Annotated in this window: 25 protein-coding genes and 1 pseudogene; 11 read left to right on the forward strand and 15 right to left on the reverse strand. The window is 58.3% G+C overall.

Going from position 1 to position 25297, the window contains the following annotated elements:
• Positions 1-36 precede the first annotated feature (36 nt).
• From hflD to rluE, 4 genes are read right to left on the reverse strand one after another with little or no spacing between them, the layout of a single operon-like run.
• Positions 37-678 carry a high frequency lysogenization protein HflD gene (gene hflD, locus HA46_RS00380; RefSeq protein ID WP_033789604.1) on the reverse strand — a complete coding sequence of 214 codons (642 nt, stop codon included), beginning with the start codon at positions 676-678 and terminating at the stop codon, positions 37-39.
• 33 nt (positions 679-711) lie between these two features.
• On the reverse strand, positions 712-1824 hold the full coding sequence (gene mnmA, locus HA46_RS00385) for a tRNA 2-thiouridine(34) synthase MnmA (RefSeq protein WP_084881855.1): 1113 nt from the start codon (positions 1822-1824) through the stop codon (positions 712-714).
• Between the two features lie 43 nt (positions 1825-1867).
• Positions 1868-2341, reverse strand: a complete 474-nt coding sequence (locus HA46_RS00390) for an NUDIX domain-containing protein (protein ID WP_033789606.1) — start codon at positions 2339-2341, stop codon at positions 1868-1870.
• A 49-nt stretch (positions 2342-2390) separates the two neighbouring features.
• Positions 2391-3059, reverse strand: a complete 669-nt coding sequence (gene rluE / locus HA46_RS00395) for a 23S rRNA pseudouridine(2457) synthase RluE (protein WP_033789608.1) — start codon at positions 3057-3059, stop codon at positions 2391-2393.
• Positions 3060-3155: 96 nt separating this feature from the next.
• Here rluE and icd point away from each other — a divergent pair, with 96 nt between their 5' ends.
• On the forward strand, positions 3156-4406 hold the full coding sequence (icd, locus tag HA46_RS00400) for an NADP-dependent isocitrate dehydrogenase (protein ID WP_033789611.1): 1251 nt from the start codon (positions 3156-3158) through the stop codon (positions 4404-4406).
• Between the two features lie 77 nt (positions 4407-4483).
• Here icd and HA46_RS21410 read toward each other — a convergent pair whose 3' ends face one another.
• Positions 4484-4609, reverse strand: coding sequence for a hypothetical protein (locus HA46_RS21410; RefSeq protein WP_275452029.1), 126 nt, complete (start codon positions 4607-4609; stop codon positions 4484-4486).
• 89 nt (positions 4610-4698) lie between these two features.
• On the opposite strand from HA46_RS21410, the gene HA46_RS00405 reads away from it, so the two are divergent.
• From HA46_RS00405 to umuC, 6 genes and pseudogenes are all read left to right on the forward strand, one after another.
• The gene (locus HA46_RS00405; protein WP_033789613.1) at positions 4699-5118 is read left to right on the forward strand and encodes a DUF1090 family protein; all 420 of its coding nucleotides are present in this window, start codon (positions 4699-4701) and stop codon (positions 5116-5118) included.
• A gap of 188 nt (positions 5119-5306) precedes the next feature.
• Entirely contained in the window at positions 5307-6044 is a 738-nt protein-coding gene (locus tag HA46_RS00410; protein WP_084881856.1) for a carbonic anhydrase, read from the forward strand.
• 406 nt (positions 6045-6450) lie between these two features.
• Positions 6451-6835, forward strand: a pseudogene (locus HA46_RS00415) (aquaporin); the annotation flags it as partial.
• Positions 6836-7627: 792 nt separating this feature from the next.
• The gene (locus HA46_RS00425; protein WP_051563558.1) at positions 7628-7906 is read left to right on the forward strand and encodes a hypothetical protein; all 279 of its coding nucleotides are present in this window, start codon (positions 7628-7630) and stop codon (positions 7904-7906) included.
• Between the two features lie 1197 nt (positions 7907-9103).
• A complete protein-coding gene (gene umuD / locus HA46_RS00430; protein WP_033789617.1) occupies positions 9104-9523 on the forward strand; it encodes a translesion error-prone DNA polymerase V autoproteolytic subunit in 420 nt (139 codons plus the stop codon).
• 1 nt (position 9524) lies between these two features.
• Positions 9525-10787 (forward strand): translesion error-prone DNA polymerase V subunit UmuC, encoded by a 1263-nt coding sequence (gene umuC, locus HA46_RS00435; RefSeq protein ID WP_084881858.1) that lies wholly within the window; start codon positions 9525-9527, stop codon positions 10785-10787.
• A gap of 17 nt (positions 10788-10804) precedes the next feature.
• Here the strand turns inward: umuC and HA46_RS00440 are convergent, their stop codons facing one another.
• The 4 genes from HA46_RS00440 to HA46_RS00455 all read right to left on the reverse strand — a co-directional run bounded on the left by HA46_RS00440 (position 10805) and on the right by HA46_RS00455 (position 12651).
• The gene (locus HA46_RS00440; protein WP_033789619.1) at positions 10805-11071 is read right to left on the reverse strand and encodes a hypothetical protein; all 267 of its coding nucleotides are present in this window, start codon (positions 11069-11071) and stop codon (positions 10805-10807) included.
• A 179-nt stretch (positions 11072-11250) separates the two neighbouring features.
• Positions 11251-11490: a regulatory protein YcgZ gene (ycgZ, locus tag HA46_RS00445; protein WP_084881859.1), complete on the reverse strand. Its 240-nt coding sequence runs from the start codon at positions 11488-11490 to the stop codon at positions 11251-11253.
• Positions 11491-11675: 185 nt separating this feature from the next.
• The gene (locus tag HA46_RS00450; RefSeq protein ID WP_244277484.1) at positions 11676-11924 is read right to left on the reverse strand and encodes a hypothetical protein; all 249 of its coding nucleotides are present in this window, start codon (positions 11922-11924) and stop codon (positions 11676-11678) included.
• A gap of 109 nt (positions 11925-12033) precedes the next feature.
• On the reverse strand, positions 12034-12651 hold the full coding sequence (locus tag HA46_RS00455; RefSeq protein ID WP_033789623.1) for a TetR/AcrR family transcriptional regulator: 618 nt from the start codon (positions 12649-12651) through the stop codon (positions 12034-12036).
• Between the two features lie 276 nt (positions 12652-12927).
• Here HA46_RS00455 and uraH point away from each other — a divergent pair, with 276 nt between their 5' ends.
• Together uraH and HA46_RS00465 are read left to right on the forward strand one after the other, a co-directional pair.
• The gene (gene uraH / locus HA46_RS00460; protein ID WP_033789626.1) at positions 12928-13350 is read left to right on the forward strand and encodes a hydroxyisourate hydrolase; all 423 of its coding nucleotides are present in this window, start codon (positions 12928-12930) and stop codon (positions 13348-13350) included.
• Positions 13351-13592: 242 nt separating this feature from the next.
• A complete protein-coding gene (locus tag HA46_RS00465; RefSeq protein WP_143807562.1) occupies positions 13593-14888 on the forward strand; it encodes a DUF4105 domain-containing protein in 1296 nt (431 codons plus the stop codon).
• A 148-nt stretch (positions 14889-15036) separates the two neighbouring features.
• Here the strand turns inward: HA46_RS00465 and HA46_RS00470 are convergent, their stop codons facing one another.
• From HA46_RS00470 to treZ, 4 genes are all read right to left on the reverse strand, one after another.
• On the reverse strand, positions 15037-15222 hold the full coding sequence (locus tag HA46_RS00470; RefSeq protein ID WP_033747833.1) for a con-10 family general stress protein: 186 nt from the start codon (positions 15220-15222) through the stop codon (positions 15037-15039).
• Positions 15223-15556: 334 nt separating this feature from the next.
• Positions 15557-17632: a glycogen debranching protein GlgX gene (glgX, locus tag HA46_RS00475; protein WP_084881861.1), complete on the reverse strand. Its 2076-nt coding sequence runs from the start codon at positions 17630-17632 to the stop codon at positions 15557-15559.
• A gap of 69 nt (positions 17633-17701) precedes the next feature.
• Positions 17702-20200, reverse strand: a complete 2499-nt coding sequence (gene treY, locus HA46_RS00480; RefSeq protein ID WP_084881862.1) for a malto-oligosyltrehalose synthase — start codon at positions 20198-20200, stop codon at positions 17702-17704.
• Positions 20197-21984, reverse strand: coding sequence for a malto-oligosyltrehalose trehalohydrolase (gene treZ, locus HA46_RS00485; RefSeq protein WP_033789631.1), 1788 nt, complete (start codon positions 21982-21984; stop codon positions 20197-20199). Before treZ ends, treY begins: the two co-directional genes overlap by 4 nt.
• 368 nt (positions 21985-22352) lie before the next feature.
• On the opposite strand from treZ, the gene HA46_RS00490 reads away from it, so the two are divergent.
• A complete protein-coding gene (locus HA46_RS00490; RefSeq protein WP_084881863.1) occupies positions 22353-23807 on the forward strand; it encodes a sugar porter family MFS transporter in 1455 nt (484 codons plus the stop codon).
• Positions 23808-23904: 97 nt separating this feature from the next.
• Positions 23905-24162 (forward strand): hypothetical protein, encoded by a 258-nt coding sequence (locus HA46_RS00495; RefSeq protein WP_033748045.1) that lies wholly within the window; start codon positions 23905-23907, stop codon positions 24160-24162.
• A 27-nt stretch (positions 24163-24189) separates the two neighbouring features.
• Here the strand turns inward: HA46_RS00495 and HA46_RS00500 are convergent, their stop codons facing one another.
• Positions 24190-24477: a hypothetical protein gene (locus HA46_RS00500; protein ID WP_033789636.1), complete on the reverse strand. Its 288-nt coding sequence runs from the start codon at positions 24475-24477 to the stop codon at positions 24190-24192.
• A 53-nt stretch (positions 24478-24530) separates the two neighbouring features.
• Entirely contained in the window at positions 24531-25295 is a 765-nt protein-coding gene (budC, locus tag HA46_RS00505; RefSeq protein WP_084881864.1) for a meso-2,3-butanediol dehydrogenase, read from the reverse strand.
• Positions 25296-25297: the final 2 nt, after the last annotated feature.

Here is a 25297-nt window from a genome sequence, read left to right on the forward strand (position 1 = left end):
AACTCCTGAATCGTTAACAGTATGGACTTCGCCGGCTTAATAAGCCGGAGAGAGCCGGGATAAAATGGTTTTCGCCTCGCGCAGCAAACGCTGGCGCGACAACATCAGCTGAAAGCGGCCGCCGCCGACCTGCTGCCACAGCACGGCGGCGCGAATGCCCGCCAGCAGCGTGGCGCGCACTTTGCTCTGCAGCAGCGGATTCTGCAGCACGGCGGGCGAGCCGGTAACCTGAATGCGTGGGCCGAGCGGGCTGACGACGTCGACGTAGATCGCCGCCATGGCGCTGGTGATGGTTTCCGAGCCGAGTTCATAGTGCGCCAGCTGGCGATCGAGCTGGCCGATGCGCTGCGCCAGGGTGTCAAGCGCGCTTTTGTTGCCGCTCAGCTTACGCTCCAGCACCATCAGGCTCAGCGTGTAGCGCGTCAGCTCCGCGCCCATGCCCTGACGGCTGCTGCTGTTGAGCACCGCCATCAGCGTTTCCAGCCCGAGGCGCAGGTTAGCTTCGTCATTGCCGAACACCGCCAGCGTCGAGCCGGGGTTGAGATCGATTACGCTGCGCAGCGAGACGTTAAGCGCGTCCGGCTGGCACTGGCCCTGATGCGCCAGCTGCTGAACCAGATGCGCCGCCTGGCAGATGCCCGCCAGCGCCAGCGTAATATCGTAATAATTTTTAGCCACGGTTACTCCTGTCTACGCGTCAGCCACGCCGACTTAGTCAGCGCTAAGCGGCAGGCGCTCTTCGATAATGCCGCCGCCGAGGCATACGTCGCCGAGATAGAACACGGCGGACTGGCCGGGGGTCACCGCCGCGACCGGCGCGTCGAAGCGCACTTCGATGCGATCGTCGCCGCGCGGCACGATTTCGCAGGGAATATCCGTCTGGCGATAGCGGGTTTTCACCGTGCAGCGCAGCGGAGCGGCGATCGGCTGGCGATCGACCCAGTGCAGCTGCTGGGCAATAAGGCCCACCGACATCAGACGCGGATGGTCGGCACCCTGCGCCACGATCAGGCGGTTGCGCGCCACGTCTTTATCCACCACGTACCAGGGATCGTCGTTGCTCTCTTTCAGCCCGCCGATGCCCAGCCCTTTGCGCTGGCCCAGCGTGTGATACATCAGCCCCTGATGCTCGCCGACCACCTGGCCGTCTACGGTTTCAATCGCGCCCGGCTGCGCCGGCAGATAGCGGCCGAGGAAGCCGCGGAACTTGCGTTCGCCGATAAAGCAGATGCCAGTGGAGTCTTTTTTCTTCGCGGTGACGAGATCGAGCTCTTCGGCGATGCGGCGCACCTCCGGCTTCTCCAGCTCGCCTACCGGGAACAGGCTCTGGGCGATCTGTTCGTGGCTCAGCGTATAGAGGAAGTAGCTCTGATCTTTGTTGCCGTCGAGGCCGCGCAGCAGCTGGCTTTTGCCGTCGACGTCCGCGCGGCGCACGTAGTGGCCGGTGGCGATGTAGTCCGCGCCAAGATCGTCCGCAGCGAACTCAAGGAAGGCTTTGAATTTGATCTCTTTGTTGCAGAGAATGTCGGGATTGGGCGTGCGGCCCGCTTTGTACTCTTCGAGGAAGTGCTCGAAGACGTTGTCCCAGTACTCTGCGGCAAAGTTGATTTTATGCAGCTTGATGCCGAGTTTGTCGCATACCGCCTGCGCGTCCGCCAGATCGTCCGCGGCAGTGCAATACTCCTCGCCGTCGTCTTCCTCCCAGTTCTTCATGAACAGGCCTTCTACCTGATAGCCCTGCTGCTGCAGGAGCCAGGCGGAAACGGAAGAATCGACGCCGCCGGACATACCGACGATCACTTTTTTCTGGCTGTTGTCAGACATGACGCACTCTTGATTACGATAAAAAAACAGGCGGCATATTCTATCACGCGTCGGCGTGGCGCGCACCCTCGCGAAACGGCCACTGGAACGGCGCGATCAGATGCAGCGGATAGCGCGCGCCCTGTTGCCACAGCCTGACGCTTTCGGCGACCAGCGGCGAACGCAGGTTATCTGCAGCGATAATCTGCTCGGGCGTAAGCCACCAGCAGCGGTCGATATCGCTGTCCTGCGGCGCGGTCGCGCGCTTTTCCGGCAGGTCGACGCCAAACAGAAAACGCACGAAAGGCGTATTGTCCGGCGCGATCCACTGCTGGACGCCGAGGAAATAGCCGAGCGCGCACTCAAGGCCGGTCTCTTCGCGCAGTTCGCGCCGCGCCGCCTCCAGCAGCGTTTCGTCCGCTTCAAGATGACCGGCGGGCTGGTTCCAGGTGGCGCGGCCTTGCACCCGCTCCTCCACCACTAACAGTTCGCCTTCGGCCTGCACGATGCAGGCGACGGTGACATGAGGTTTAAACATCGATCCTCCGGGATTGTTAACCTGACGTTATCGAAAAGCGCGTCGATGCCTACGCCGTATCGGTGATTTCACGCCACTCGCCCGGCGCTAAGGCGTCGAGCCGATAGTCGCCCATCGCATAGCGGATCAGGCGCAGAGTCGGAAAGCCGATATGCGCCGTCATACGGCGTACCTGGCGGTTGCGGCCCTCGTAGAGCGTCACCTTCAGCCAGCTGGTGGGAATCGCTTTACGTTCGCGGATCGGCGGCTGGCGCGGCCATAGCCAGAGGGGCGCGTCGACCTTTTCGACGCCTGCAGGCAGCGTAGGGCCATCTTTCAGATTAACGCCACTGCGCAGCGCCGCCAGATCCGCTTCCTGCGGCTCGCCTTCGACCTGAACATAGTAAATTTTGCCGGTGCGCTTGCCGGGCTGGGTGAGCGCGGCCTGCAGCGCGCCGTCGTTGGTCAGCACCATCAGGCCTTCGCTGTCGCGGTCCAGACGACCGGCGGCATAGACGTCGGCGACCGGGATAAAATCCTTCAGCGTCTGGCGGCCGGCTTCGTCGCTAAACTGTGGCAGAACATCGAATGGTTTGTTAAATAATATGACGCGTCGCGGTCCGCGCGCGCGCGGCGGTTTGCGCTGAGCGCCGCGTGGCGCGCGGTCAGGGCGTTTATGCTGGTGAATTTGCTGAGAACTTTTTCGCATGAGCTTTGCAGTCGGTGACAATCGGCGCATTATAACGCGAAACAGTGACGATTGGCGCGGCGTAAATATTCAAGTATCATGGCTACACATCTTACAATTTATTAACAAAACGCCCAGGAGAGGTTAATGGAAAGCAAAGTAGTTGTTCCGGCGGAAGGTCAGAAAATCACCCTGGATCAGGGCAAGCTCAATGTGCCGAATAACCCGATCATTCCTTACATTGAAGGTGACGGCATCGGCGTTGACGTTTCTCCGGTGATGCTGAAGGTCGTCGACGCTGCGGTGAAAAAAGCCTACAACGGCGAGCGCAAAATCTCCTGGATGGAGATCTACACCGGCGAGAAATCGGTAGAGCTTTACGGCCAGGACGTCTGGCTGCCGCAGGAAACCCTCGACCTGATCAAAGAGTATCGCGTCGCCATTAAAGGCCCACTGACGACGCCGGTCGGCGGCGGCATCCGTTCTCTGAACGTGGCGCTGCGTCAGGAGCTCGACCTCTACGTTTGCCTGCGTCCGGTTCGCTACTACAAAGGCACGCCGAGCCCGGTTAAACGTCCTGAAGATACCGACATGGTGATCTTCCGTGAGAACTCAGAAGATATCTACGCCGGTATCGAGTGGAAAGCCGGTTCTGCCGAAGCGGACAAAGTGATCAAGTTCCTGCGCGACGAAATGGGCGTGAAGAAAATCCGCTTCCCGCAGGATTGCGGCATCGGCGTGAAGCCGTGTTCGGAAGAGGGCACCAAACGTCTGGTGCGCGCAGCGATTGAGTATGCGATCACTAACGACCGCGACTCGCTGACGCTGGTGCACAAAGGCAACATCATGAAGTTCACCGAAGGCGCGTTCAAAGACTGGGGCTACCAGCTGGCGAAAGAAGAGTTCGGCGCTGAGCTGGTGGACGGCGGCCCGTGGATGAAGATTAAGAACCCGAACACCGGTAAAGATATCATCGTGAAAGATGTGATTGCCGATGCGTTCCTGCAGCAGATCCTGCTGCGTCCGGCGGAGTATGACGTTATCGCCTGTATGAACCTGAACGGCGACTACATCTCCGACGCCCTGGCAGCGCAGGTTGGCGGCATCGGTATCGCACCGGGCGCGAACATCGGCGACGAATGCGCGCTGTTCGAAGCGACCCACGGCACCGCGCCGAAATATGCCGGTCAGGATAAAGTGAACCCAGGTTCCGTTATTCTTTCCGCAGAGATGATGCTGCGTCACCTGCAGTGGTTCGAAGCGGCCGACCTGATTGTTAAAGGTGTGGAAGGCGCAATCGCTAACAAAACCGTGACCTATGACTTCGAACGTCTGATGGAAGGCGCTAAACTGCTGAAATGTTCAGAGTTTGGCGACGCTATCATCGAAAATATGTAATCTGCCTCTCTCCGATCGCCCCTGTGGCGATCGGAGTTTTTCCCCACCGCGCTTTTCCCCGATGCCTTTCCCTGCTGTTAACTAAACCTCTCTTTTTCTTGCGTCTGCCGCTCTGTAAAGCCATGCGCGATTTCCTGCGCGCCGGGAATAAATAGCGTCAGCCAGAAATGAATCTTTTTTACTTTCCCCTCTTTTTTATTCACGTCCGACTCTGCTTTTTACCATCAAAACCAGGTTATAGTGGCGGCGGATAAATCCATATATGCTTTTTTAACAAGGAGTTAACCTATATATGAAAAAGGAAATGGCTGTATTATTTCTTGCGGCCGCGCCGCTGTTCGCTTTTGCGGCTGCTGATTCCTGCAGCGATCAACTTTCCGCGCTGAACGCTAAAATTGAGCAGGCTAAAAAATATGACAACAGAGCAGAACTCTCCCGACTTAATATCGCCAGAGATAAGGTGAAAACTTATTGCACCGAGGATCGTCAGGCGCGGCGAGCGAATCAGGATGTCGGCAAACAGCAGCTAAAGGTGAAAAAGGCGGAGCTTGAACTGCAGGAAGCGCAGCAGGAGCTGGAAGAGGCGAAAGCAGACGGGCGGCTGGATAAGATTTCTAAAAAAACGCACAAGGTAGAAGAGAAAAAATTAAAGGTGGAGTCGGCAAAAAGAGAGTTGTCCCAGGCGCAGGCTGATGCGGCGCGCCTCAATTAATAATCAGTCGTCATCGAGACAGGCTCACTGACGTGAGCCTTTTTTATGCTGATTAATATGCCGCCGCGCTATCGTCATTCTGGACTCTCTTTAACGCGGCCGCGTATATAAGCGCCTTGTTGCGGCAAACCGGAGGGGAATAAAATAGCCGGGCGACAATGATATTTAATGATAAAGGGAGACAATCGATGAAAATAACCAGACTGGCGGCGCTGCTAATGGTGCTGAGCGCTATCGGCGCCGCCTGCGCGTCGACGCCGCACTGGAGCTACGAGGGCAAAGCGGGACCGGCGCACTGGGGCGAGCTGGCGGCGGATTATCAGACCTGCCACAATGGTCAGTTCCAGTCGCCGATCGATATTAAAAACGCCATCGACGGCAAGCTGCCGCCGCTGGGTCTGGAGTTCCACACCTCTGCCGAAACGCTGGTGAACAATGGACACACTATTCAGGTCAGCGTGGATGATGAAGATGATTTCAGGCTCGACGGCGAAATCTTTCAGCTGAAGCAGTATCACTTCCATACCCCAAGCGAGAACCAGATAGAGGGACGCAGCTTTCCGCTGGAGGCGCATTTCGTCCACAGCAATGCGGCGGGCGAGCTGGCGGTAGTGGCCGTCATGTTTGAGGTCGGGGAAGAGAACCCGGCGCTTAACCCGATTCTGGCCGTGATTCCGACGCAGCTTAATCACCCCGTGGCCGTCGACAAGCGGGTAGATCTCCGTCCGCTCTTTCCCGACGACCTGCACTATTATCGCTTTAGCGGCTCCCTGACGACGCCGCCGTGCAGCGAAGGGCTGCGCTGGCTGGTAATGAAACAGCCCGTTACCCTGTCGCAGGCGCAGCTGGACGCTTTCCGCCAGGCGCTGAAGTCGAGTAATAACCGACCGCTGCAGCCTTTGCATGGCCGGTTAATCGTGGAATAGCTCGCTTTATTGTCAGCGTTAACTCGCTTTCTTACCGCGTAAGGAATAATTAATTATGCACTCGCAACAAATCTTCTCATTTGAGAAAGATGACGAAAGGCCTGGCCGGTTAAAATTGACCAGGATCATAAAATAAAACGCAGGAATGATTATTATTAGCGGCGTGTGTTGTTAAGTGACCCGGCTCAAACAACCTCTTCAAAATGTAGTCTTTGTGTTTTTGGCTTTTTAAAACTTACCCTGTTTATTCAGGGTATTTTTTTGCCGATTTTTAGCCTGGCGAGAAAGCGCGGATGAGCGCAGACCGAAATACGTTATTTAAACGCCAGGGCCGGCGATTGTTAATCCTTTTTGTTTATGGCGGCAGGCTGGCTATTTACGTCCGCGACAAGGTTGCAAGAAACCAGGGGTAATGGCGGCGACCGGGGTGCTTTATCTTATCACCAGCGGCTTCGCCTCAAATGGCATTGGCGAGCATTCGCCAGGCGGCTATTCTCTGCAGTCAGCCGTTATGATCGAACGGGTGCCGACCGCATTCTTGCTGATCGTTAGTCAGGGCGCAGTTGACAAAAAAAGCGCCCGCGGGCTTTGCGCCAGTCGCTATTGGTCTGGCGCTGACGCTAATCCATCTCATCACTATTCCGGTAACTAATGCGTCGGTCAACCCGACGCGCAGTACGGCGGTTGCGTTTTTTCAGGGAACCTGGGCGCTGCAGCAGCTCTGGCTGTTCTGGCGGGGGCCGATTGCCGGCGGCTGTATCGGCGGGCTTATTTACCGCTTCCTGCTGCGTTGCAGAGTAAAAATTAATTATTTTCGGCCTTGCGGTCAGTCAAAACTCGCTATCTGGCGAGGTTATTATCAGGTAAATTAAGCCAGGCGGGGCACCAATGATGTCTGATGAAAAGCGAGATAAATGCAATAATTAAGCGCCGTTGATTAGCAGAATAAACGGCAGGTTCGCGGCAGAAAATATTATCCTTGCCATATTAATCGGTAATCCAGCATAAAGGCTGCTACTCTTAGGTTCTGGGTACGTTGTCATGAACGAAGGAAAACCCGCTGCAACGCCGGATGCGTCGCTCACGATTAGACATGCATGAGTGTCTTTAAAACAGCATTCGCTGAGCGAGTCACTTATGAAAGAGGGTTTCTACTGGATTAAATCGAGGAACGAACCGCTGCAGGTCTGGTACTACTTATCTCAGTTCGGCTGGTACCGGCCACAAAGCGCCATTCCGATGACGGCGATTTATTTTCGCCAAATGGAATTCGAAATAATCGGCAACCGATTATTGCCGCCTTCACCTCTGGACGCGATAAATACGATGTCGTGATCTTCTAAAGCGAAGCGGTAAAAACGAAGCGGTAAACAGGCCGCTGCGTCTGTCACATTGCAGCGGAGATAATGTAAATGTCTTCAATAAATTTGCGTTATTTGATTTAAAACAAAGTCACGCATCTCTTATGAGGGACGAAGTGCGAAATGACTTTTTTTAACACTCATTATTTATCTGCTGGCGTTAAAATGCTGGTGGCCGGCTAATAGCCGGGCATCAGTATTAATTATTATCAGGTGAATAACGTGAACTATAAGCAGTTTGAAAGCAAACTTGAGTCCTGGGAGAAAATCTCTTTTACCGCCATTATATACAGCCAATATGGCGCGGATTTTGAAGTGTATGCCATTGATGAACACAGCAATACTAAAAGCCGCATTTTTCTCTGCTATGCCGAAAATGAAGCGGACGCGCAAAAAAAGGTTGACCAGTATTCCGTATGGCTGGCGAAGTTCAACAGTCTTGCGCGTAAACGTCTCAGCAGCGAACAGGCAATGAGGGGCGCGCTGCTGCAGCAAGAGTAGCGGCGACGGCTTCGCTATGCGTGAAAGCAGATCGCCAGACGCCGATGCCGCCTCTCTGCGCAGCCAGCCCTGAGCTGGCTGCGCCCCTCAGACACATGCCGACGCAGTAGCCGGCATGCCCGATCGCGTCATGGCCTTGCTGCGGCGAAAAAAAGCCCCCAAAAGGGGGCAAGGGGTTGGAGTAACAGCCGCTCAGTAAGCATTGTGGATTTCATTACCGAGCCGCTTAAATATAGCTAACGCCAGCGATTAATACCTGTCTGAAGGGCAATATTATACATTTAGAGTTCTAATTATTAGATTTCTTAGGAGGCGGAGTGATTGAATTATAGCGGTTTTTTATTTCTGAAACCGATTACTAAGAATGGTCTGCAACTCATATCTGACGGGCGCGATAACTAAGCTGCTCTGGATGGGCCGTTATTTCCTGTTGAGCGGCGCCTGCAGCGGTCATGCCGCGCGCGGCCAGGGAACAGAGGCAAGGAAGAGTGGCATTGATACCTGACAAAGCGAAATAAAAAATTCCCCCGCAGTGCAGGGGAGAGTCATATTAGATATAAAACGGACTCGTAGAGCAATATCTCTGGTGGAGGCTTGGGCTCAGAATTCATTTTAAGCATAACATAGTTAATAAGCGGCGCCACTCATTTAAAAATAAATAAATACCTTAATCCCTAACGGTTAGATCTCTACCTTTTACGCATTCTCTGTTATTTAATCGCTGTTAATATAGCGTTTCTTAATCATTCTTTTTTAAGAAAGAGATACGCTGATTTATCTTTCTCAAAGAGAGGTCCTGCGACTCTTCAGGGCAAAAAAAGCCCGAATCAGTTTTGACCGGGCGATGAAAATTTAACTATCAGGGCATGGAAAGCGATGCGGCAAATAAGGGAGAAACCGCCTCGCGGCGTCACTGCAGGTAAAGCAAATGACAAGGTGAAAAGTCGTCGAGACGGTGAAAAATACAGGTCGGGCGAAAACCCGTTTCATCCAGGCTTCAGCGCTCACATTATCACCATATCAGTTTGAATTAAGTCGATATTTTGTTCATAAGACAGATGAACCGCCCGGCCTTACAAAAAATAATCCCTTCAGCGTCAGTGGTTTCACCACTTTTACCACCGCTGCGCCTTGATTAAATCATGAGTTTGATATTACTGTATTTATATACAGTGTCCAGAAGAAGGAGTCTTTCTCATGAAGTTATATCGCCCCGCAGAAGTCCGCGATCTGCTGCCTTTGCCGCTTTACATTGAGCGCGTGCCCTGCGGTTTTCCGTCGCCGGCACAGGATTACATCGAAAAACGCATCGACCTGAATGACCTGATGGTGCAGCACCCCAGCGCAACCTATTTTCTTCGCGTCAGCGGCGATTCGATGATCGACGCGGGCATATGCGAAGGGGATATGATTGTCGTCGACTCCTCTCTTACTGCGAAGCATGGCGATATTATCGTCGCCGCCATTGATGGCGAATTTACTATTAAGCAGCTTCGCATTCACCCCTCGGTGCTACTGATGCCGGCCAACAGCAAACACAGCCCAATTCCCGTCAATGCCCCCGAAGGACTCCAGGTCTTCGGCGTCGTAACCTACGTTATTAAATCGACGCACTGATATGTACGCGCTGGTCGACGTGAACAGCTTCTACGCCAGCTGTGAAATCGTCTTTCGCCCCGACTTACGCGGGGTGCCCGTCGTGGTGCTCTCTAATAACGACGGCTGCGTAATCGCCCGCAGCGCAGAGGCTAAGGCGCTCGGCATTAAGATGGGCGCACCTTTTTTTAAGCTGAAAGAGACGCTGCGCCAGCACAGGGTGCAGGTTTTTAGCTCTAACTATGCGCTCTATGCCGATATGAGCCTGCGGGTCATGACCACGCTGGAGGAGATGGCGCCAGCGGTGGAAATGTACAGCATTGATGAGGCCTTCCTGGATCTGAGCGGCGTCAGCTTCTGCCAGCCGCTTGAGGCGTTTGGCCGCGCCGTGCAGGCGCGCGTGAAGCAGGAACTGCATCTGCAGGTGGGCGTCGGGATTGCGCCCACCAAGACGCTGGCGAAGCTGGCCAACTTCGCCGCGAAAAAATATCGTGGTACGCAAGGGGTGGTCGACCTGTCACACGCCGAGCGGCAGCGTAAGCTGATGGCGCTGGTGCCGGTAGAAGAGGTGTGGGGCGTCGGCGCGCGCATCGCTAAGAAGCTGCAACAGATGGGCATTGAGAGCGCGCTGCAGCTGGCAGAGAGCTCTACCTGGGTCATCCGCAAGCACTTTAACGTGGTGCTGGAGCGCACGGTGCGCGAACTGCGCGGCGAAGCCTGCCTGGATCTGGAAGAGATGGTGCCGACGAAGCAGCAAATCGTCTGCTCGCGCTCGTTTGGCACGCGTCTCACCGATTACGGGGCGGTGCGGCAGGCGGTTTGTCAGTATGCCGAGCGGGCGGCGGAAAAGCTGCGGCAGGAGAATCAGTATTGTCGGCAAGTCGCGGTGTTTTTGAAAACCAGCCCGCACGCGGCAAACGAAGCCTACTATGGCAATCAGGCGATGGGGCAGCTGCTGACTCCTTCAAACGACACGCGCGATATCGTCCGCATCGCCACAGAGGCGCTGGACCGCATCTGGCTGGACGGCTACCGCTATATGAAGGCGGGCGTCATGCTGGGAGATTTTTTCAGCCAGGGCGTGGCGCAGCTGCATCTGTTTGACGCCTGTGGGCCGCGAGCCAACAGCGAAGCGCTGATGCAGGTAGTGGATAAGATCAATAAGGCGGGCAGGGGAACGCTCTGGTTTGCCGGACAGGGTATTGAAAAGAGCTGGGCGATGAAGCGCGATATGCTGTCGCCAGCTTATACCACCCGCTTTTCAGATTTGCCGATCGTCAGATAAGCGATCGGCCTGGGGCCTCAGTGTTTCTTTGCGCTGGACGAAAGCGGTTCGCTATAGCCGCGCGGCGGATCGTTGACGGCGCGTGCCGAAGGAAACTCCTGGCGTATCTCCGCCAGCGCCAGCGCCAGCGCCTGTTTCCTTTCGCTGTCGCGCTCCGTCATCGCCATCGCCTTCAGGCGATTCGCCAGCGAGGCGCCCGAAATCGACGCATTTTGCTCAAGCAGCGCGGCGACGGCTTCGCCAATCAGGTAATCGGTGAGTTTTTCAATCTTACTTCTTTGCATACCAGCATCTCTTATTACAGTGTTTGCCCGTTGACTGGACAGAGTGACTGGAAGCAAGCCGGCTGTGAGAGACGTTCCTTTCACGGCCTATGTCCGTCAAAATACTCTTCCTGACACGTTCCACTGTGAATCATGCTGCGGGCAGGGGGTGAACGCAATGGTCAGCCTGCAAATTATCATCAACGCTTAAATAGCAAGCCGATAAGTTTTTGATAATGTTGCTCTTCTTCCGGGCTGGCTGCCAGCTCCAGGCGGGCAAGCAGTTTGGTGCAGAGCGCTTTCCTGTTGAGCTGTTTACCGGCGCGCAGGATCTCGACCACAATCTGACCTAAGGTTTCCTGCTCGCACGGCAGCGTCGCCTTCTTGAAATAGTGGGCGATATCACTGCCTGTGGTTGGCCTGTCTCCGATTTGACGCATAAACAACCCTTAAAGTCCGTGTGATTAAAACATAATCAGTTAAGTCAGGCCTAAACTTATACAATTTCCACGAGGTTGTACAGGATTACCTGTACAGGCTGGCGTTTATTTTTTGAACTTTACCACATTATCAGCCTTAACAACGCGTTAGCCTAAAGCCAGGACAAGCGGACAACGGTCGTGCGTCAGTTTAATTTACTGGCCAGCAGCCGAATGGCGCGCTCGCAGGCGGCCTCGATTTCCGGATCGTCCGCGCATGCGCCAGCGCGATAGAGCGCGCCAATGATTTCCTGTATGGGAAGGGCTTCGCCAGGCTGCAGGAGCTGCGCCACAACGCGACCTAGCAGAGCGTAAACTTCCTGATTATCAGCAGTTTCATTGTGGTTCACTCTGTCTCCTGAAAGGTAACGACGAACGGGTAATTTTGAATGCATTATCTCTTTTACTGTTTAAACGGAAAAAGCACAGCAAGAACGATCGCCTGAGAAAAGCGCTGTACGGAATATATTTAGGAAATGCTTATTTCCTAATAGGGCGAATCAATTAATCCAGAATGCCAAGCAGCATATTAATCGTTTCTGCGCCATTAGTCACATCCTGGACTTTACCCACCACGCGCATGCCGAACGCCACGCACAGCAGCAGGCCCGCCGCCGTCTCCGCATCCAGCGACGCAGAGATCGATCCGTCCTCCTGGCCTTCGCGAACCAGCGCGATCAGAAAATGACGGTTGCGCAGTACCGCCTGACGCACCAGCTCGGAAAGCTCCTCGTCCAGGCTCTGCAGCTCGACGGTGCTGCCGACGACCAGGCAGCCGCGCCGCCCCTCGATTTCACGGGCGGAGTCGAGATAAAACTGCAGCAGCTCAGCGATGCGCGCTCTGCCGGTAGGATACTGCTGCAGGCGCGCACGCAGGTCGGCGCCGCGCACGCTGATATAGCGTTCGAATACGCGCAGAAAAAGGGTGCGCTTGTCTTTAAAAGCCTTGTAGATACTGCCCGCCGTCAGATTCATGGCTTCGCTGAGATCGGCTACCGACGAGGCGTGAAAACCTTTTTGACGGAAGACGATCATGGCGTTATCCAGCGCGGTATCGGTATCGAAAGCTCTTGGCCTGCCACGCTCCCTGGGGGGCGCGGGGGGAATGCGGGATGTGGTCATCGCTCAACTTAAGGGAATATTTGCTACCAAATTACCATAACGGCGAACGGCAGGAAAAATAAAAACGTCAGCGGCGCAGCGGCCGTCTGAAATCAAACAGGCCAGAAAAGCGCGAGCCGGGAAATAAGCAGGCTAAATAATAATTTTTATTAACCACAACAAGAGAGGAATATGCCGCACTGCGCTTCTCGGAAATTTCAGATATGCAACGAAAAGCGGTACGTCGCGCCGCATGCTGGCTTAACCTGTGCTCCTCAACATAAAAAAGGACGACTTATGAAATCTCTCTCAATGTTTGGTGCCGCAGCGCTGGCGGCTTTCGCGTTCTCCGCCACGGCTGCGGAACCTGCCGCGATGAAAAACCCGATCAGCGTTCACGTGCTCAATTTACAAACCGGCATTCCTACCGCTGGCGTAACGGTAGAGCTGGATCAAAACCGCAACGGCGACTGGGTCAAGCTCGCTACCGGCGTCACCGACGCCAACGGCCGCATCAGCGCGCTCTATCCTGAGGGCAAACAGGCGGAGCAGGGCACCTATAAAGTGGTGTTCAAAACCGGCGACTACTATGCCGGCGTGAAGCAAAAGACCTTCTTCCCGGAGATCCCGGTGATCTTCACGATCGAGAACACCAGCCAGCACTACCATATTCCGCTGCTGCTTAGCCCTTACGGCTACTCCACCTATCGCGGCAACTAAGCGGCGAAATATAAATACCCAGGCCTGACGCGCAATGCCGCCTCAGGCCTTTTTTAGCTCGCGCAAAGGCGAGTCGCGAAACGGCGCGGCGAAATTAAGCGAAAACTAATCTTTATACCGTAGGCTGCACCCACTGCTAACGCCAGGTCAGGATCCCGCCCAGGGGAGAAGGAACGCCCGATGCCGTCGCGCATTTCATCCGGCAAACCAGACGTTGATTGTTTTGACGGGAGCCACCCTCTTTGCTGCGATTGCTTTTTTTATTAATGGGCGGGCCAATGCTGCGCGCCAGCTGGCCAGGTCTGCTGATGGCCGGCACGCTCTGCCTCGCTGCCAGCGCAGGCATCGTGCTGGAGAGCCTTTACCACGGCACGCTCTCCGTTCCGCTCTGTTTGCTGAGCGTTTTCCTCCTCTCCGAAGGCGTGATACAGGCCTGGCGCGCGCGAACCGGGTTCGACAGCGGCTGGGCGGCGCAGAGCAAAGCGCTGACGCTGCTGCTGCTCGGCACGGCTTTGCTGGCCGCGCCGCACGAGAAGGGCAGCTGCGTCGCCTGGCTGTTCGCGCTCGCCTTTTTGCTGGACGGCGGATTTCGCGTCATCGCCTGCGCGCTGATGCGCTGTCGCCGCTGGCACAGCAAGCTGGCGATCGGCGGCGGCGAATGGCTGCTCAGCCTGATGATCGTCACCGACTGGCCGCTGCCCCATCGCGTGCTGATCCCGATGGGATTTGCCCTGGTGCTGCTGGGCTGGGCCTTCTCGCTGTTGCAGATGGTCTGGCAAATCCGCGCGCTGCCGCCGGAGACCAGCGTCGCGGCGCTGCCGCTCTTTACCCGCAAAGGGGTGCGTAAACCGCACGGGCTCGATTATCGCCACGTTGCCTGCGACGCCGCACCCGCCAGCGAGCCGCTTACCATCTATATCTGGACGCCGCTGGGGTCGGGCAGCGTCGCCGGACGGCGTCCCTGGTTCGACCGCTGGGTGGCCGCTATCGATCACCGCGGACAGGTTTCCACCGGCCACACCTCGCTGGCGATGGGCGACGCCCTCTACGTCAGCCTCTATCCTGTCGAGGATATGACCGGCACCCTGAGCGGCGTGCTGCAAATGCTGCACGCGCGCGAAGAGAATGACGTCGCCGGCTTTCACCAGCGCTCCCTTGAGCGGGAGATTAAAGAGTGGTGCCTGCCCGACAAGCGCCTCTCGCTGCCCCATTACAACCAGCAGGCGCTGATCAACTACTGGGCGCGCCACGGCCAGGATTGCCGCTACAACCTGACGTCGCGCAACTGCTCTACCAGCGTGATGCAGGCGCTGGACGTCGCCACCGAGGGGCTGTTGGGGCTGCGCGGCGTGCGCGGCTACGCGGCGCTGCTCGATCCCGACTTCTGGCTGTTGAGCCTGATCCGCAGCCGGGCGGAGGGCATGACCTGGACGCCGGGTTTGGTAATGGATTACGTGCAGGTGCTGCGCCGGGTGCTGGCATTGCAGCCGAACGGCTGCGGCAGCAAATACTTATTTCCCGAACGCGCAGAAAAATAACAGCGGCTGTTACACAGCGCGCGGTTAATTATCTGGCGGGTGAGGCCGGTGTTATTTAAGGGAGAAGGGGTTGCGCAGAATAAAAGGGGCTTTTAAAAATATAAATTGAATAAAAGCCGGGAAAAAGTTTCCCGGCGAAACTTTATTTTTAACTGGCGCTTTTATCTGCGGCAGAGCGGCGGCTGAGCTTGCCGCCGACGCGTCCTGCCTCGACCGCGCGCTCGCGGTTATATTTAAAGTTACCGCTGCTCATCTGCCCGCCTTTTTTACCCGCTTCACGTGCTCTGTCGGGATTTTCGGCAAAATTACCTGCTCCGCCACGTCGCTGAGTCATATCAATTCCTCTCTGTATAAAATAATAATAATTAAAAGAGTTTCAATGCGCTTTAACTATGTAAGCAGAATGGCAATTTAGCAATGTGACATTTGAGATGAATATTTGCCGTTTTCAACGGCGGAAATAATCGACAAGGAAAAAGCGAAGCCTAATTACATACCAGGTAAAGAAAAAAAAGCTAAATTTGTACAACTATTAATATAGCTGTACAGTTTAACCGTTAGTGCTAATTTGTGATGATGATCACTTTTAATTTTGCGGGTTTGCGTGCGGACGGGATAAAGCGCAGCGGCCCGACGGGCGGGACGCTGCGTGCATTCATCATCTCGGTTTAGGGCCGACGGAATAGCGCCAGGCTGCGACCCTCCAGCTCGAAATCCTTCTCTTTGGTAATCACCAGTCCGCGGTTATCGTTATCGGAGGTGGTCAGCTCCAGCACCCAGCCGCCTTCGCCAAACTGCGGAATGCGGAACGGCACCGCGCCCTCAAACGGGTTAATGAGCATCAGCACGTCGTGCCAGATGCCTTCCTCGGTTTGCAGATCGGGGCGGCCGATATAGACGCCCAGCGTCGAGCCTTCTTCCCACTGTTCCGCCTGCTGGAAGCCGCCGCCAGCGTTGAACCACTTGATCTCCATGCCGTCGCGCCAGTTCTCGCGGCGCAGCAGCGGCTGCTCGGCGCGCAGGCGGATAACGTGGCGCGTAAACTCGCGCAGCGCCTCCGCACTGGCGGGGAGGTTTTCCCAGTGCACCCAGGAGATCTCGCTGTCCTGGCAGTAGCCGTTGTTGTTGCCCAGCTGGCTGCGGCCAAACTCGTCGCCTGCCAGCAGCATCGGCGTGCCGTGAGAGAAGAAGAGCGTAGCGAGGAAGTTGCGCTTCTGGCGCTCGCGCACCGCGTTAATGCCTTCATCTTCGGTCGCGCCTTCCGCGCCGTAGTTGTAGGAGCGGTTGTCGTTGTGGCCGTCGTTGTTATCCTCGCCGTTCTCGTCGTTGTGCTTCTCGTTGTAGGACACCAGGTCGTTCAGCGTGAAACCGTCGTGGGCAGTGATAAAGTTGACGCTCGCCCAGGGACGGCGGCCGCGCTGATCGTAGAGATCGCCGGAGCCGAGCAGGCGGGCGGCGAAGTCGGTCGAGACGTTATCGCCTTTCCAGTATTCGCGCACCGTATCGCGGTATTTATCGTTCCACTCAGCCCAGCCGGGCGGGAAGCCGCCGACCTGATAACCGCCGGGGCCGATATCCCAGGGCTCGCCGATCAGCTTCAGCTTCGACAGCACAGGATCCTGCATAATGGCGTCGAAGAAGCCGCCGCGCTGGTCGAAGCCTTCCGGCTCGCGTCCGAGAATAGTGCCAAGGTCGAAACGAAAACCGTCGATATGCATCGACTCCGCCCAGTAGCGCAGCGAATCCATCACCATCTGCAGCACGCGCGGATGAGAGGTATTCACCGTGTTGCCGGTGCCGGTATCGTTAATGTAGTAGCGATGCTGGTCAGGCAGGGTGCGGTAGTAGGAGAAGTTGTCGATGCCCTTAAAGGAGAGCGTCGGCCCAAGCTCGTTGCCTTCCGCCGTGTGGTTGTAGACCACGTCGAGGATCACTTCGACGCCGGCGTCATGGAAGGCGCGCACCATGTCGCGGAAGCCCTGAATGCCGCGCGGGCCGTAGTAGCGCGGCGCGGGGGCGAAAAAGCCGATGGAGTTATAGCCCCAGAAGTTTTTCAGTCCGCGGTCCAGCAGATGCTGATCGTCCGGGAACCAGTGCACCGGCAACAGCTCGACCGAAGTGATGCCCAGGCTTTTGATATAGTCGACCGTGGCCTGATGTCCCATGCCCTCATAGGTGCCGCGCAGCACCTCCGGCAGCGCTGGATTAAGCTGGGTGAAGCCCTTCACGTGCGTCTCGTAGATCACCGTGTTCGGCCAGGCGATGCTCGGACGGTTATCGTCCTGCCAGTCGAACTCGTTGGGATCGATGACCCGGCACTTGGGCATAAAAGGGGCGCTGTCGCGCGTGTCGAACGTCAGATCCTTATCTTCATGCAGCAGCTCGTAGGCGAAGTGCGCCTCGTTCCACTCGATGTCGCCCGCCAGTTCGCGCGCGTAGGGATCGATCAGCAGCTTATTGGGGTTAAAGCGATGTCCGTTCTCTGGATCGTAAGGACCGTAAACGCGATAGCCGTAAAGCGCGCCGGGCTTCAGGCCCGGCACATAGCCGTGCCACACCTCGTGGGTGTACTCCGGCAGCGCCAGGCGGGCGATCTCATTCTTGCCGCTCTCATCAAACAGGCAGAGCTCGATACGCTCGGCGTGGGCGGAAAAAATGGCGAAATTCACCCCTTCGCCGTCGTAGTTGGCGCCTAGCTGCTGGCCCGATCCCGATGTAATAGTAAATTCTGTAGCTTCAGACATTTATCCCTCTCCATTCAGTAAAATGCTATCCACAACAACCGCGTTGAATCACCTGTTTTTTTCATCCGGTCAGACGCCGATCAGCACCAGCGGCGCACCGCTGTTGAGCGCGTCAAGGCTAAGCCGGTCGGTCAGCTCACACTCTTCTCCAGTAAAAATGTTGCGGTAACGGCGCAGCGCCAGGGGCTCCTTCAGGGTAATCGAGGTGGCGTCGCTGTAGCGCTGACGGGCGAAAGCCAGGCGCGGCACCACGACGATCAGCGCGTGCTGATCGTCGGCGCGGGCGAAGGCGACCGCATGCGAAGCTTCGGTGCCGTTGACCACCAGCGGCAAATAGTCGCCGTGGCGGAACAGCGCGTGATACTGCTGACGCAGCGGCAGCAGCGTGGCGATGGTCTGCTGTTTGAGCTGGCCGCTTTGCCACCCCTCCGGCGCGGAGAAATCGCCACGTTCGCCCAGCATACGCTGCAGCGCCTCGAAGTCGGGCTCCAGGCGGTTATCGGGATCGACCAGGCTGAAGTTAAGCGCTTCACTGCCCTGATAGATATCGGGCACGCCGGGCGCGGTAAGCTTAATCACCGTCTGGCTGAGAGAGTTGATCAGGCCGGCGGCGATAAAGGGCAGCAGCGCCTGGCTGAAGTCGGCGAGGAACTCGGCGTTATCCGGCGAAAGCAGGCGGCGGGCATAGTCCAGCACCGCCGTTTCATAAGCCTCATCGCCGTCCGCCCAGTTGGTGCGCAGCTTGGCTTCGCGCAGCGCTTTTTCGACAAAGGCGGTAAAGCGCGGTTCGATAGCCGCGAGCTGCTCGGCGTCCGCCGCGCCGGAGGCGGGCCAGACGCCCGCCAGCGCCTGGTAAAGCATCCACTCCACCGCCGGTTCCGGCGCCGGTCCGCCGTCGAGCGCCACCACCGCGCTGCGGTTCATCTGGCGCCAGCGCGCCACATGCTGCGCCCAGCGCTGCGGCGACTCCGTGAGGGTATAGAGGCGCGCGCGCGCGTCTTCGCCGCGCTTGGTATCGTGCGTCGAGGTGCCGGTCAGACCGTCCGGCTGGCGCTCGCGGCGGATCTGCATCTCGTCGTGAAAGCGCGCCAGCGAGAAGGCGCGCGGCAGCGGCTCTGCGCCGACTTCGTTAAGCGCCAGCGCCATATGCTGGCGGAAAAAGAGCGTATCCTCGACCGACTTCGCCATCAGCGGGCCGGTCAGCTGCTGGAAGCGGGTGCGGAAGGTGGCGGCGTCCTGCGCGACGGCGGCGTCGAGTTCGTTGTTCATAATGCGCAGCAGGTGGTCAAGCGCCGCAGGCGAGAGGCCGGGCGCATCGCGGCGCACCGTTTCCGCCACGCGCCGCAGCAGCGCCGCGCCTTCCGGCGGCATGCCTTCCGGCGTACCGTAGCTGCGATAGACCGGAAAGGCCACCAGCAGCTCGCGCAGCGCGGCGCGCAGATCGCTCTCCGGCAGCGTGACGCCGGAGGCGCTGGCGATGGCGCCCGCCAGCTTCAGCAGGGTAGTGAATTCGCCTTCGAAGTTTTTATCCGCCATCAGCAGCTTGGCGGCGCGCAGCTGGGCGCGCATATCTACTGGCTCGCCCACCGCCTGATCGTAGGCCTGGCGCAGCGCGGCGATCTGGCGGCCATCCACCAGCGCGTCGGAGAGCGAGGCGATAAACTCATAGCCGGTGGTGCCGGAAACCGGCCAGTCCGCCGGAAGCTGCTCGCCTTCGCCGAGGATTTTCTCCACCGTGATATAGCACTCCGCTCCCGCATGCTGGCGCAGCTGCTCCAGATAGCCTTTGGGATCGGCCAGCCCGTCGACGTGATCGACGCGCAGCCCGCTGACCGCGCCCGAATGTACCAGCTCCAGAATCAGCCGGTGGCTGTCGTCGAACACCTGCGGATCTTCCACCCGGACGCCCGCCAGCCCGGTGATTTCGAAAAAGCGGCGGTAGGAGAGGTCGCGCGGCGCGTCGCGCCACGACATCAGCCGGTAGGGCTGGCTGTCGTGCAGCGCAGCGATCTGCGCCTTATCGGTCAGCGCCAGCACGTCGGCTTCGCGCCCCTGCCAGCTCGCCGGCGAGAGCGGATAAAAGCTTTCGTAATAGGCGAACGCGGGTTTGCCGCTGTCAGGATCGGCTTTTATCGCGATGTCGCCGTTTTCCAGCGCCGCTTCGAAGCTGTCGCCCAGGAAGGGCAGCGTCAGGCGGCGCGACCAGTCGATGTCGAAATAGCGCGCATAGCGGCTCTGCTCGCCGTGCTCAATCACATCGCGCCACCAGGCGTTCTCCAGCGAGGCGGCCATATGGTTCGGCACGATATCGATGATCAGCTCGAGGCCCGCCTGCTTCAGCGTCTCCACCAGCCGGTCGAAACCGGCGCGGCCGCCGATGGCGGGATCGATGGCGTTGGCGTCGGTCACGTCGTAGCCGTGGGTCGAGCCGCTGGTGGCGGTAAAGATCGGCGAGGCGTAGAGGTGGGTGATGCCGAGCCGTTTAATATAGGGCACCAGCGCCGCCGCGCGATCGAAGGTCATGCCGTTGCGAAACTGAATACGGTAGGTGGAGGCTGGAATGGTCATTGGGCGTCTCCTTTGGCCAGGCGCACGACGATGGCGTTTTGCGGCAGGTCGCGGCTGTTCTCCGGCCAGGCGAAAATCGTTTCGCCTGGCTGCTCAGGCAGCGGCTGTCTGCTCTCGCCGATATTCAGCGCCAGCGACAGCGTGCCGGCAGGGAAGCGCCAGCTCACCTGAATAAAGCCTTCCTCGCTGTGCTCCACGCGGCCGGCGTGGCCGCCTGCGGTGGCGAGCAGCGGCACGATATGCTGCTGGCGCAGCGCCAGCAGGCGGCGCGACAGCGTCAGCCAGGCCTTGCCCTCGTCGCTCTGCGGCTTGCGCCAGTCGAGCTTCGAGCGGGTAAAGGTCTCTTCGGCGTTGGGATCGGGCACGCTTTCGCCTTCATGTCCGGCGTGACCGGCGAACTCCTTCGCGCGGCCTTCGCGCACCGCTTTGGCCAGATCGCCGTGAAAATCGGTAAAGAAGAGGAAGGGGTTAGTTTCGCCATACTCTTCGCCCATAAACAGCAGCGGAATATGCGGCGAGAGCAGCAGCGTGGCGAGCAGCACTTTATTGCGATCGGCGCCGATAAGGCTAATTAGCCTTTCTCCCAGCGCGCGGTTGCCGACCTGGTCATGGTTCTGGATAAAATCGACGAAAGCCGCAGGCGGCTGGCCGCGGCTGTCGACGCCGCGCGCCTCGCCGCTGTGGGGCGAGACTTCGCCCTGATAAGCGAAACCTTCCGCCAGCACGCGGGCGACATATTTTTCCGGATGCGGCGTGAAGTCCTGGTAATAGGCATGGGTTTCGCCAGTGGCGAAGACGTGAACCGCGTTGTGGAAGTCGTCGTTCCATTCGCCGCTGAACAGCGGCGCGTTGCCTTGCTCATCGCGCGGATGCAGGAACACCACGTTGCGGCTGTCTTCGGTGGTGAGATGGATCGGGCGGTCGGAAATCTCCGCGCGGATGCGCTCGGCGATCTCGATCAGCGCATGCTTCTCCGACGTATCTTCGATCTGGTCGATGGCGTCGAAGCGCAGGCCGTCGAGGCGGTACTCCTGCAGCCAGTAGAGCGGCGCCTCGACGATATAGCGGCGCGCCGCGTCGACGTCGTAGGCGATGCCTGCGCCCCAGGGCGTCACGCGCTCTTTGTGGAAAAAGTCCGGCGCCAGCAGCGGCAGGTAGTTGCCTTCCGGACCGAAGTGGTTCAGCACGATATCCAGCACCACCGAAAGGCCGTGACCGTGCGCGGCGTCGATAAAGGCTTTAAAGTCGTCAGGCGTGCCGTAGGCGGCGTGCGGCGCATAGAGCAGCACGCCGTCGTAGCCCCAGCCGCGGTTGCCGCCGAACTGCGATACCGGCAGCACCTCAATCATGGTAATGCCGAGCTCCGCCAGCCAGGGCAGCTTTTCAATCGCCGCCTGGAAGGTGCCTTCCGGGGTAAAGGTGCCGATATGCAACTCATAGACCACGCTCTCTTCCCAGGGGCGACCTTGCCACGCCTGATGCTGCCAGGCGTAGCGCGTGGGATCCACCACCAGCGACGGGCCGTTAACCTCATCTTTTTGCGCGCGCGAGGCGGGATCGGGCACGACGGTGCCGTCGGCCAGCACAAAATTATATTCGCTGCCGGGCGCGACGCCGGTCGAGCGCAGTTCAAACCAGCCATCTTCGGCGGGGCGCATTGGCGTATCTTTGCCGTCAAGGCGCAGGCTTACGCTGTGTTGACCGGGGGCCCAGAGACGAAAGCGGACCGCATCGTTGGCGACATATTCAGCGCCCCAGCTTTTGGTAAATGATGCTGACTCCATTCAATAACCTCGTCTGAATCAAATGTGATCGATAAACCACACCGCGCGGCCCAGGTCCGGCGATGCAGGCAACAAAAGGTAAGACGGAAACGTATCTGACACGTCGTTGGCGGAGAGCGCGCGCCAGCCGCCACGGGATGCGGGGGGTGGCGCAACCGGCTCTCTACGACGCCATACGAAAATCAATCATAGTCCACGCTGGAAGAGTTGCCGGAGCGGGGCGCAGCGCGGAAGCGGCTATGGCGGCGCATGGCGGGAAAATTAGGTGATGTCCGTCACAAATCAAAAAGTGCATCTATACTTGTTAATCTTGCCTGGGTTGGTGAAATTATACGCAAATTCAGGGTGTTAAAACTCATGGAGTGAATGTGGAGCAGAATAAACCTGAATCAAACGACAGCAGCGCGCCGTCGGCCGATACCGTGCGCCAGCGGCTCTTTTTTGTGGTGCTGGTGGCGACCATGGGCGCGCTCGCCTTTGGCTACGACACCGGCATTATTTCCGGCGCGCTGCCCTATATGACGCTGCCGCCCGCGCAGGGCGGTCTCGACCTCACCCCGTTCACCGAAGGGCTGGTGACTTCCTCTTTGATTTTCGGCGCCGCGGCCGGCGCGTTTCTCAGCGGCTATGTCTCGGATCGCTTCGGCCGCCGCATCACCCTGCGCAGCCTGGCGCTGGTCTTCGTCGCCGGCGCTATCGGCACCGCCATTGCGCCTAACGTCGAGATCATGGTCGCGATGCGACTGCTGCTCGGCATCGCAGTCGGCGGCGGCTCCTCTACCGTACCGGTGTTTATCGCCGAGATCGCGGGGCCGCGCCATCGCGCGCCGCTGGTGAGCCGCAACGAGCTCATGATCGTCTCCGGCCAGCTGCTCGCCTATGTGGTCAGCGCGCTGATGAGCTACCTGCTGCACGATCCGAAAATGTGGCGCTATATGCTGGCGCTGGCGATGATCCCCGGCACGCTGCTGTTTATCGGCACCTTCTTCGTTCCCGCCTCGCCGCACTGGCTGGTGGCGGAAGGGCGCATCAAAGAGGCGATGCGCGTGATGAAGAAGCTGCGCGAAACGCCGCGCGAGGTGCGCAAAGAGATGGCGGAGATGCGCAAACAGGCGCGCGCAGCGGAGCGCGGCCCGTCGGCTGGCGAGCTGCTGCGCGAGAAATGGGTGGTGCGTCTGCTGCTGCTCGGCGCCGGCATGGGCATCGTTATTCAGTTCACCGGCGTTAACGCCTTTATGTACTACACGCCGATTATTCTGAAAACCACCGGCATGGGCACCAGCGCCTCTATCGCTGCCACCATCGGCAACGGCGTGGTGTCGGTGCTGGCGGTAATGGCCGGGATCCGCGCGGTAGGGCGCTTCGGCCGCCGTCCGATGCTGATGACCGGGCTGTGCGTGGTGATCGCGGCGCAGCTGGCGCTGGGCGCGGTGCTGGTCTTTATGCCGCAGAACATGACGCAGAGCCTGCTGGCGCTCGCCTGCATCATGCTGTTCCTGTTCTTTATGCAGATGTGCATCTCGCCAGTCTACTGGCTGCTGATGTCGGAGCTGTTCCCGATGAAAGTGCGCGGCGTGCTGACCGGCACCGCCGTCTCTTTCCAGTGGATCTGCAACGCGGCCGTCGCCTTCGCCTTTCCGCCGCTGCTGGCGCTGGCGGGCAACAGCACCTTCTTTATTTTCGCGGCGATTAACGTAGCGTCGCTGGCGTTTGTGGCGCTGATGCTGCCGGAGACGCGCGGCAAATCGCTGGAGCAGATCGAAACCCTGATGCGCGAGCGTTTCGGCGAAACGGATAAAGCCGCCGCCAGCGACGCTGCATAAGCGCAGGCTGCGGATTATCCCGCTGATAATCCGCAGCTATCACACCAAATACTATTACCGTCTGGCGGCCGATGCGCCGTCCGGGAATAATCTCAGCATGGCTACTTATCGAATCAAAGTGGGATTTCATAATCCCTCCGCGCTGACCTTCCGGGAGCTGGATGTGATTCTGGCTGAAGCGTCATTCCGCGCCGCGCAGTCACAGCGCGCCGGCGTCCGTTATTTCACGGAGTATGAATATGAGTCGGAGGGCGATCTCTGTTCGGTGTGCGCGCTGGCCTATAGCCACGCCTGCAAAGTGAGGAAATGTCCGCTGGTGCTGGTGGAGATGCAAAAGGCCGAGGCAGGCGTCTAATCGACACTGACGCCGCGCCTCGGGCGGTTACAGCAGTTCGTCGGCCTGAATCGGCTGCGCATGCCAGCGCTCGACCGCCTGTTTGACCTCATCCTCGCTGGGGTTCTCTTCCGTCGCCACGTTGTAGCGTTTGCCGTCCACCGCGACCACCGTGACCGGCAGCACATAGCGCTGCAGCTCCTCGCGATTCGGCGAAGTGCTGCTCTCGGTCTCTTCAGGCGCTTTGATCTCAACCTCGACCTCTACCTGGCCCGCTGCAAAGCTTTTGACTTCGCCGTGATAGCCGGCGCCGAAAATCAGATAATCCTGGTTCATAGTCTCTCCTGAGGGTGAGCGGCATCGCACAGCGCGATGCCGTCGGTGGCGCGTTATGCCTGTTTCGGCTGTCCGTTCGAGGCGGTAATGCCGCCGTCGACCGGCAGGTTGACGCCGGTGATATAGCGCGCGTCGTCGCTGGCGATAAACAGCACCGCGCTGGCGATATCGTCCGGCTCGCCGGCGCGACGCAGCGCGATGCGGTCATAGAAGCGTTCCATCAGCGCCTCGTCGTCTTTCATCTCTTCAGTCAGGTCGGTGAAGGTCAGGCCGGGACAGATGGCGTTGACGCGCACGCCGTCGGCGCCGTAATCCATCGCCAGCGAACGGGTAAAGTTGGTCACCGCGCCTTTCGCCGCGTTATAGACGCTCATGCCCCAGTCGCCGCCAAGGCCGGAAACCGAAGAGATATTGACCACGTTGCCCTGGGTTTTCAGCAGGTCGGGCATAAAGTGGTGAATACAGTAGTAAACGCCGTCAAGATCGACCTTCATCAGCTTATGCCAGTCGTCCGGCTGCACTTCGTGAATGCGGCCCTGCACCACGCTGCCCGCGTTGTTGACGAGCACGTCGACGCGCCCGTACTTCTCCGCCACGCGATCGCGCAGCGCTTTGACCTGATCGACCTCCGCGACGTCGCACGGCGCCACCAGATGATCGCCTGACGTCAGCATCGCCAGCGTCTTCTGCAGCTTCTCTTCGGTTCGGCCGACCAGCACCACGGCGGCGCCTTCACGGGAAAACTGTTTCGCCGTAGCCTGACCAATACCCGATCCCGCCCCGGTGACAACGACTACTTTTCCTGTAAATCTCGACATGT

The organism is Pantoea septica (genome assembly GCF_002095575.1).
GTDB lineage: Bacteria > Pseudomonadota > Gammaproteobacteria > Enterobacterales > Enterobacteriaceae > Pantoea > Pantoea septica.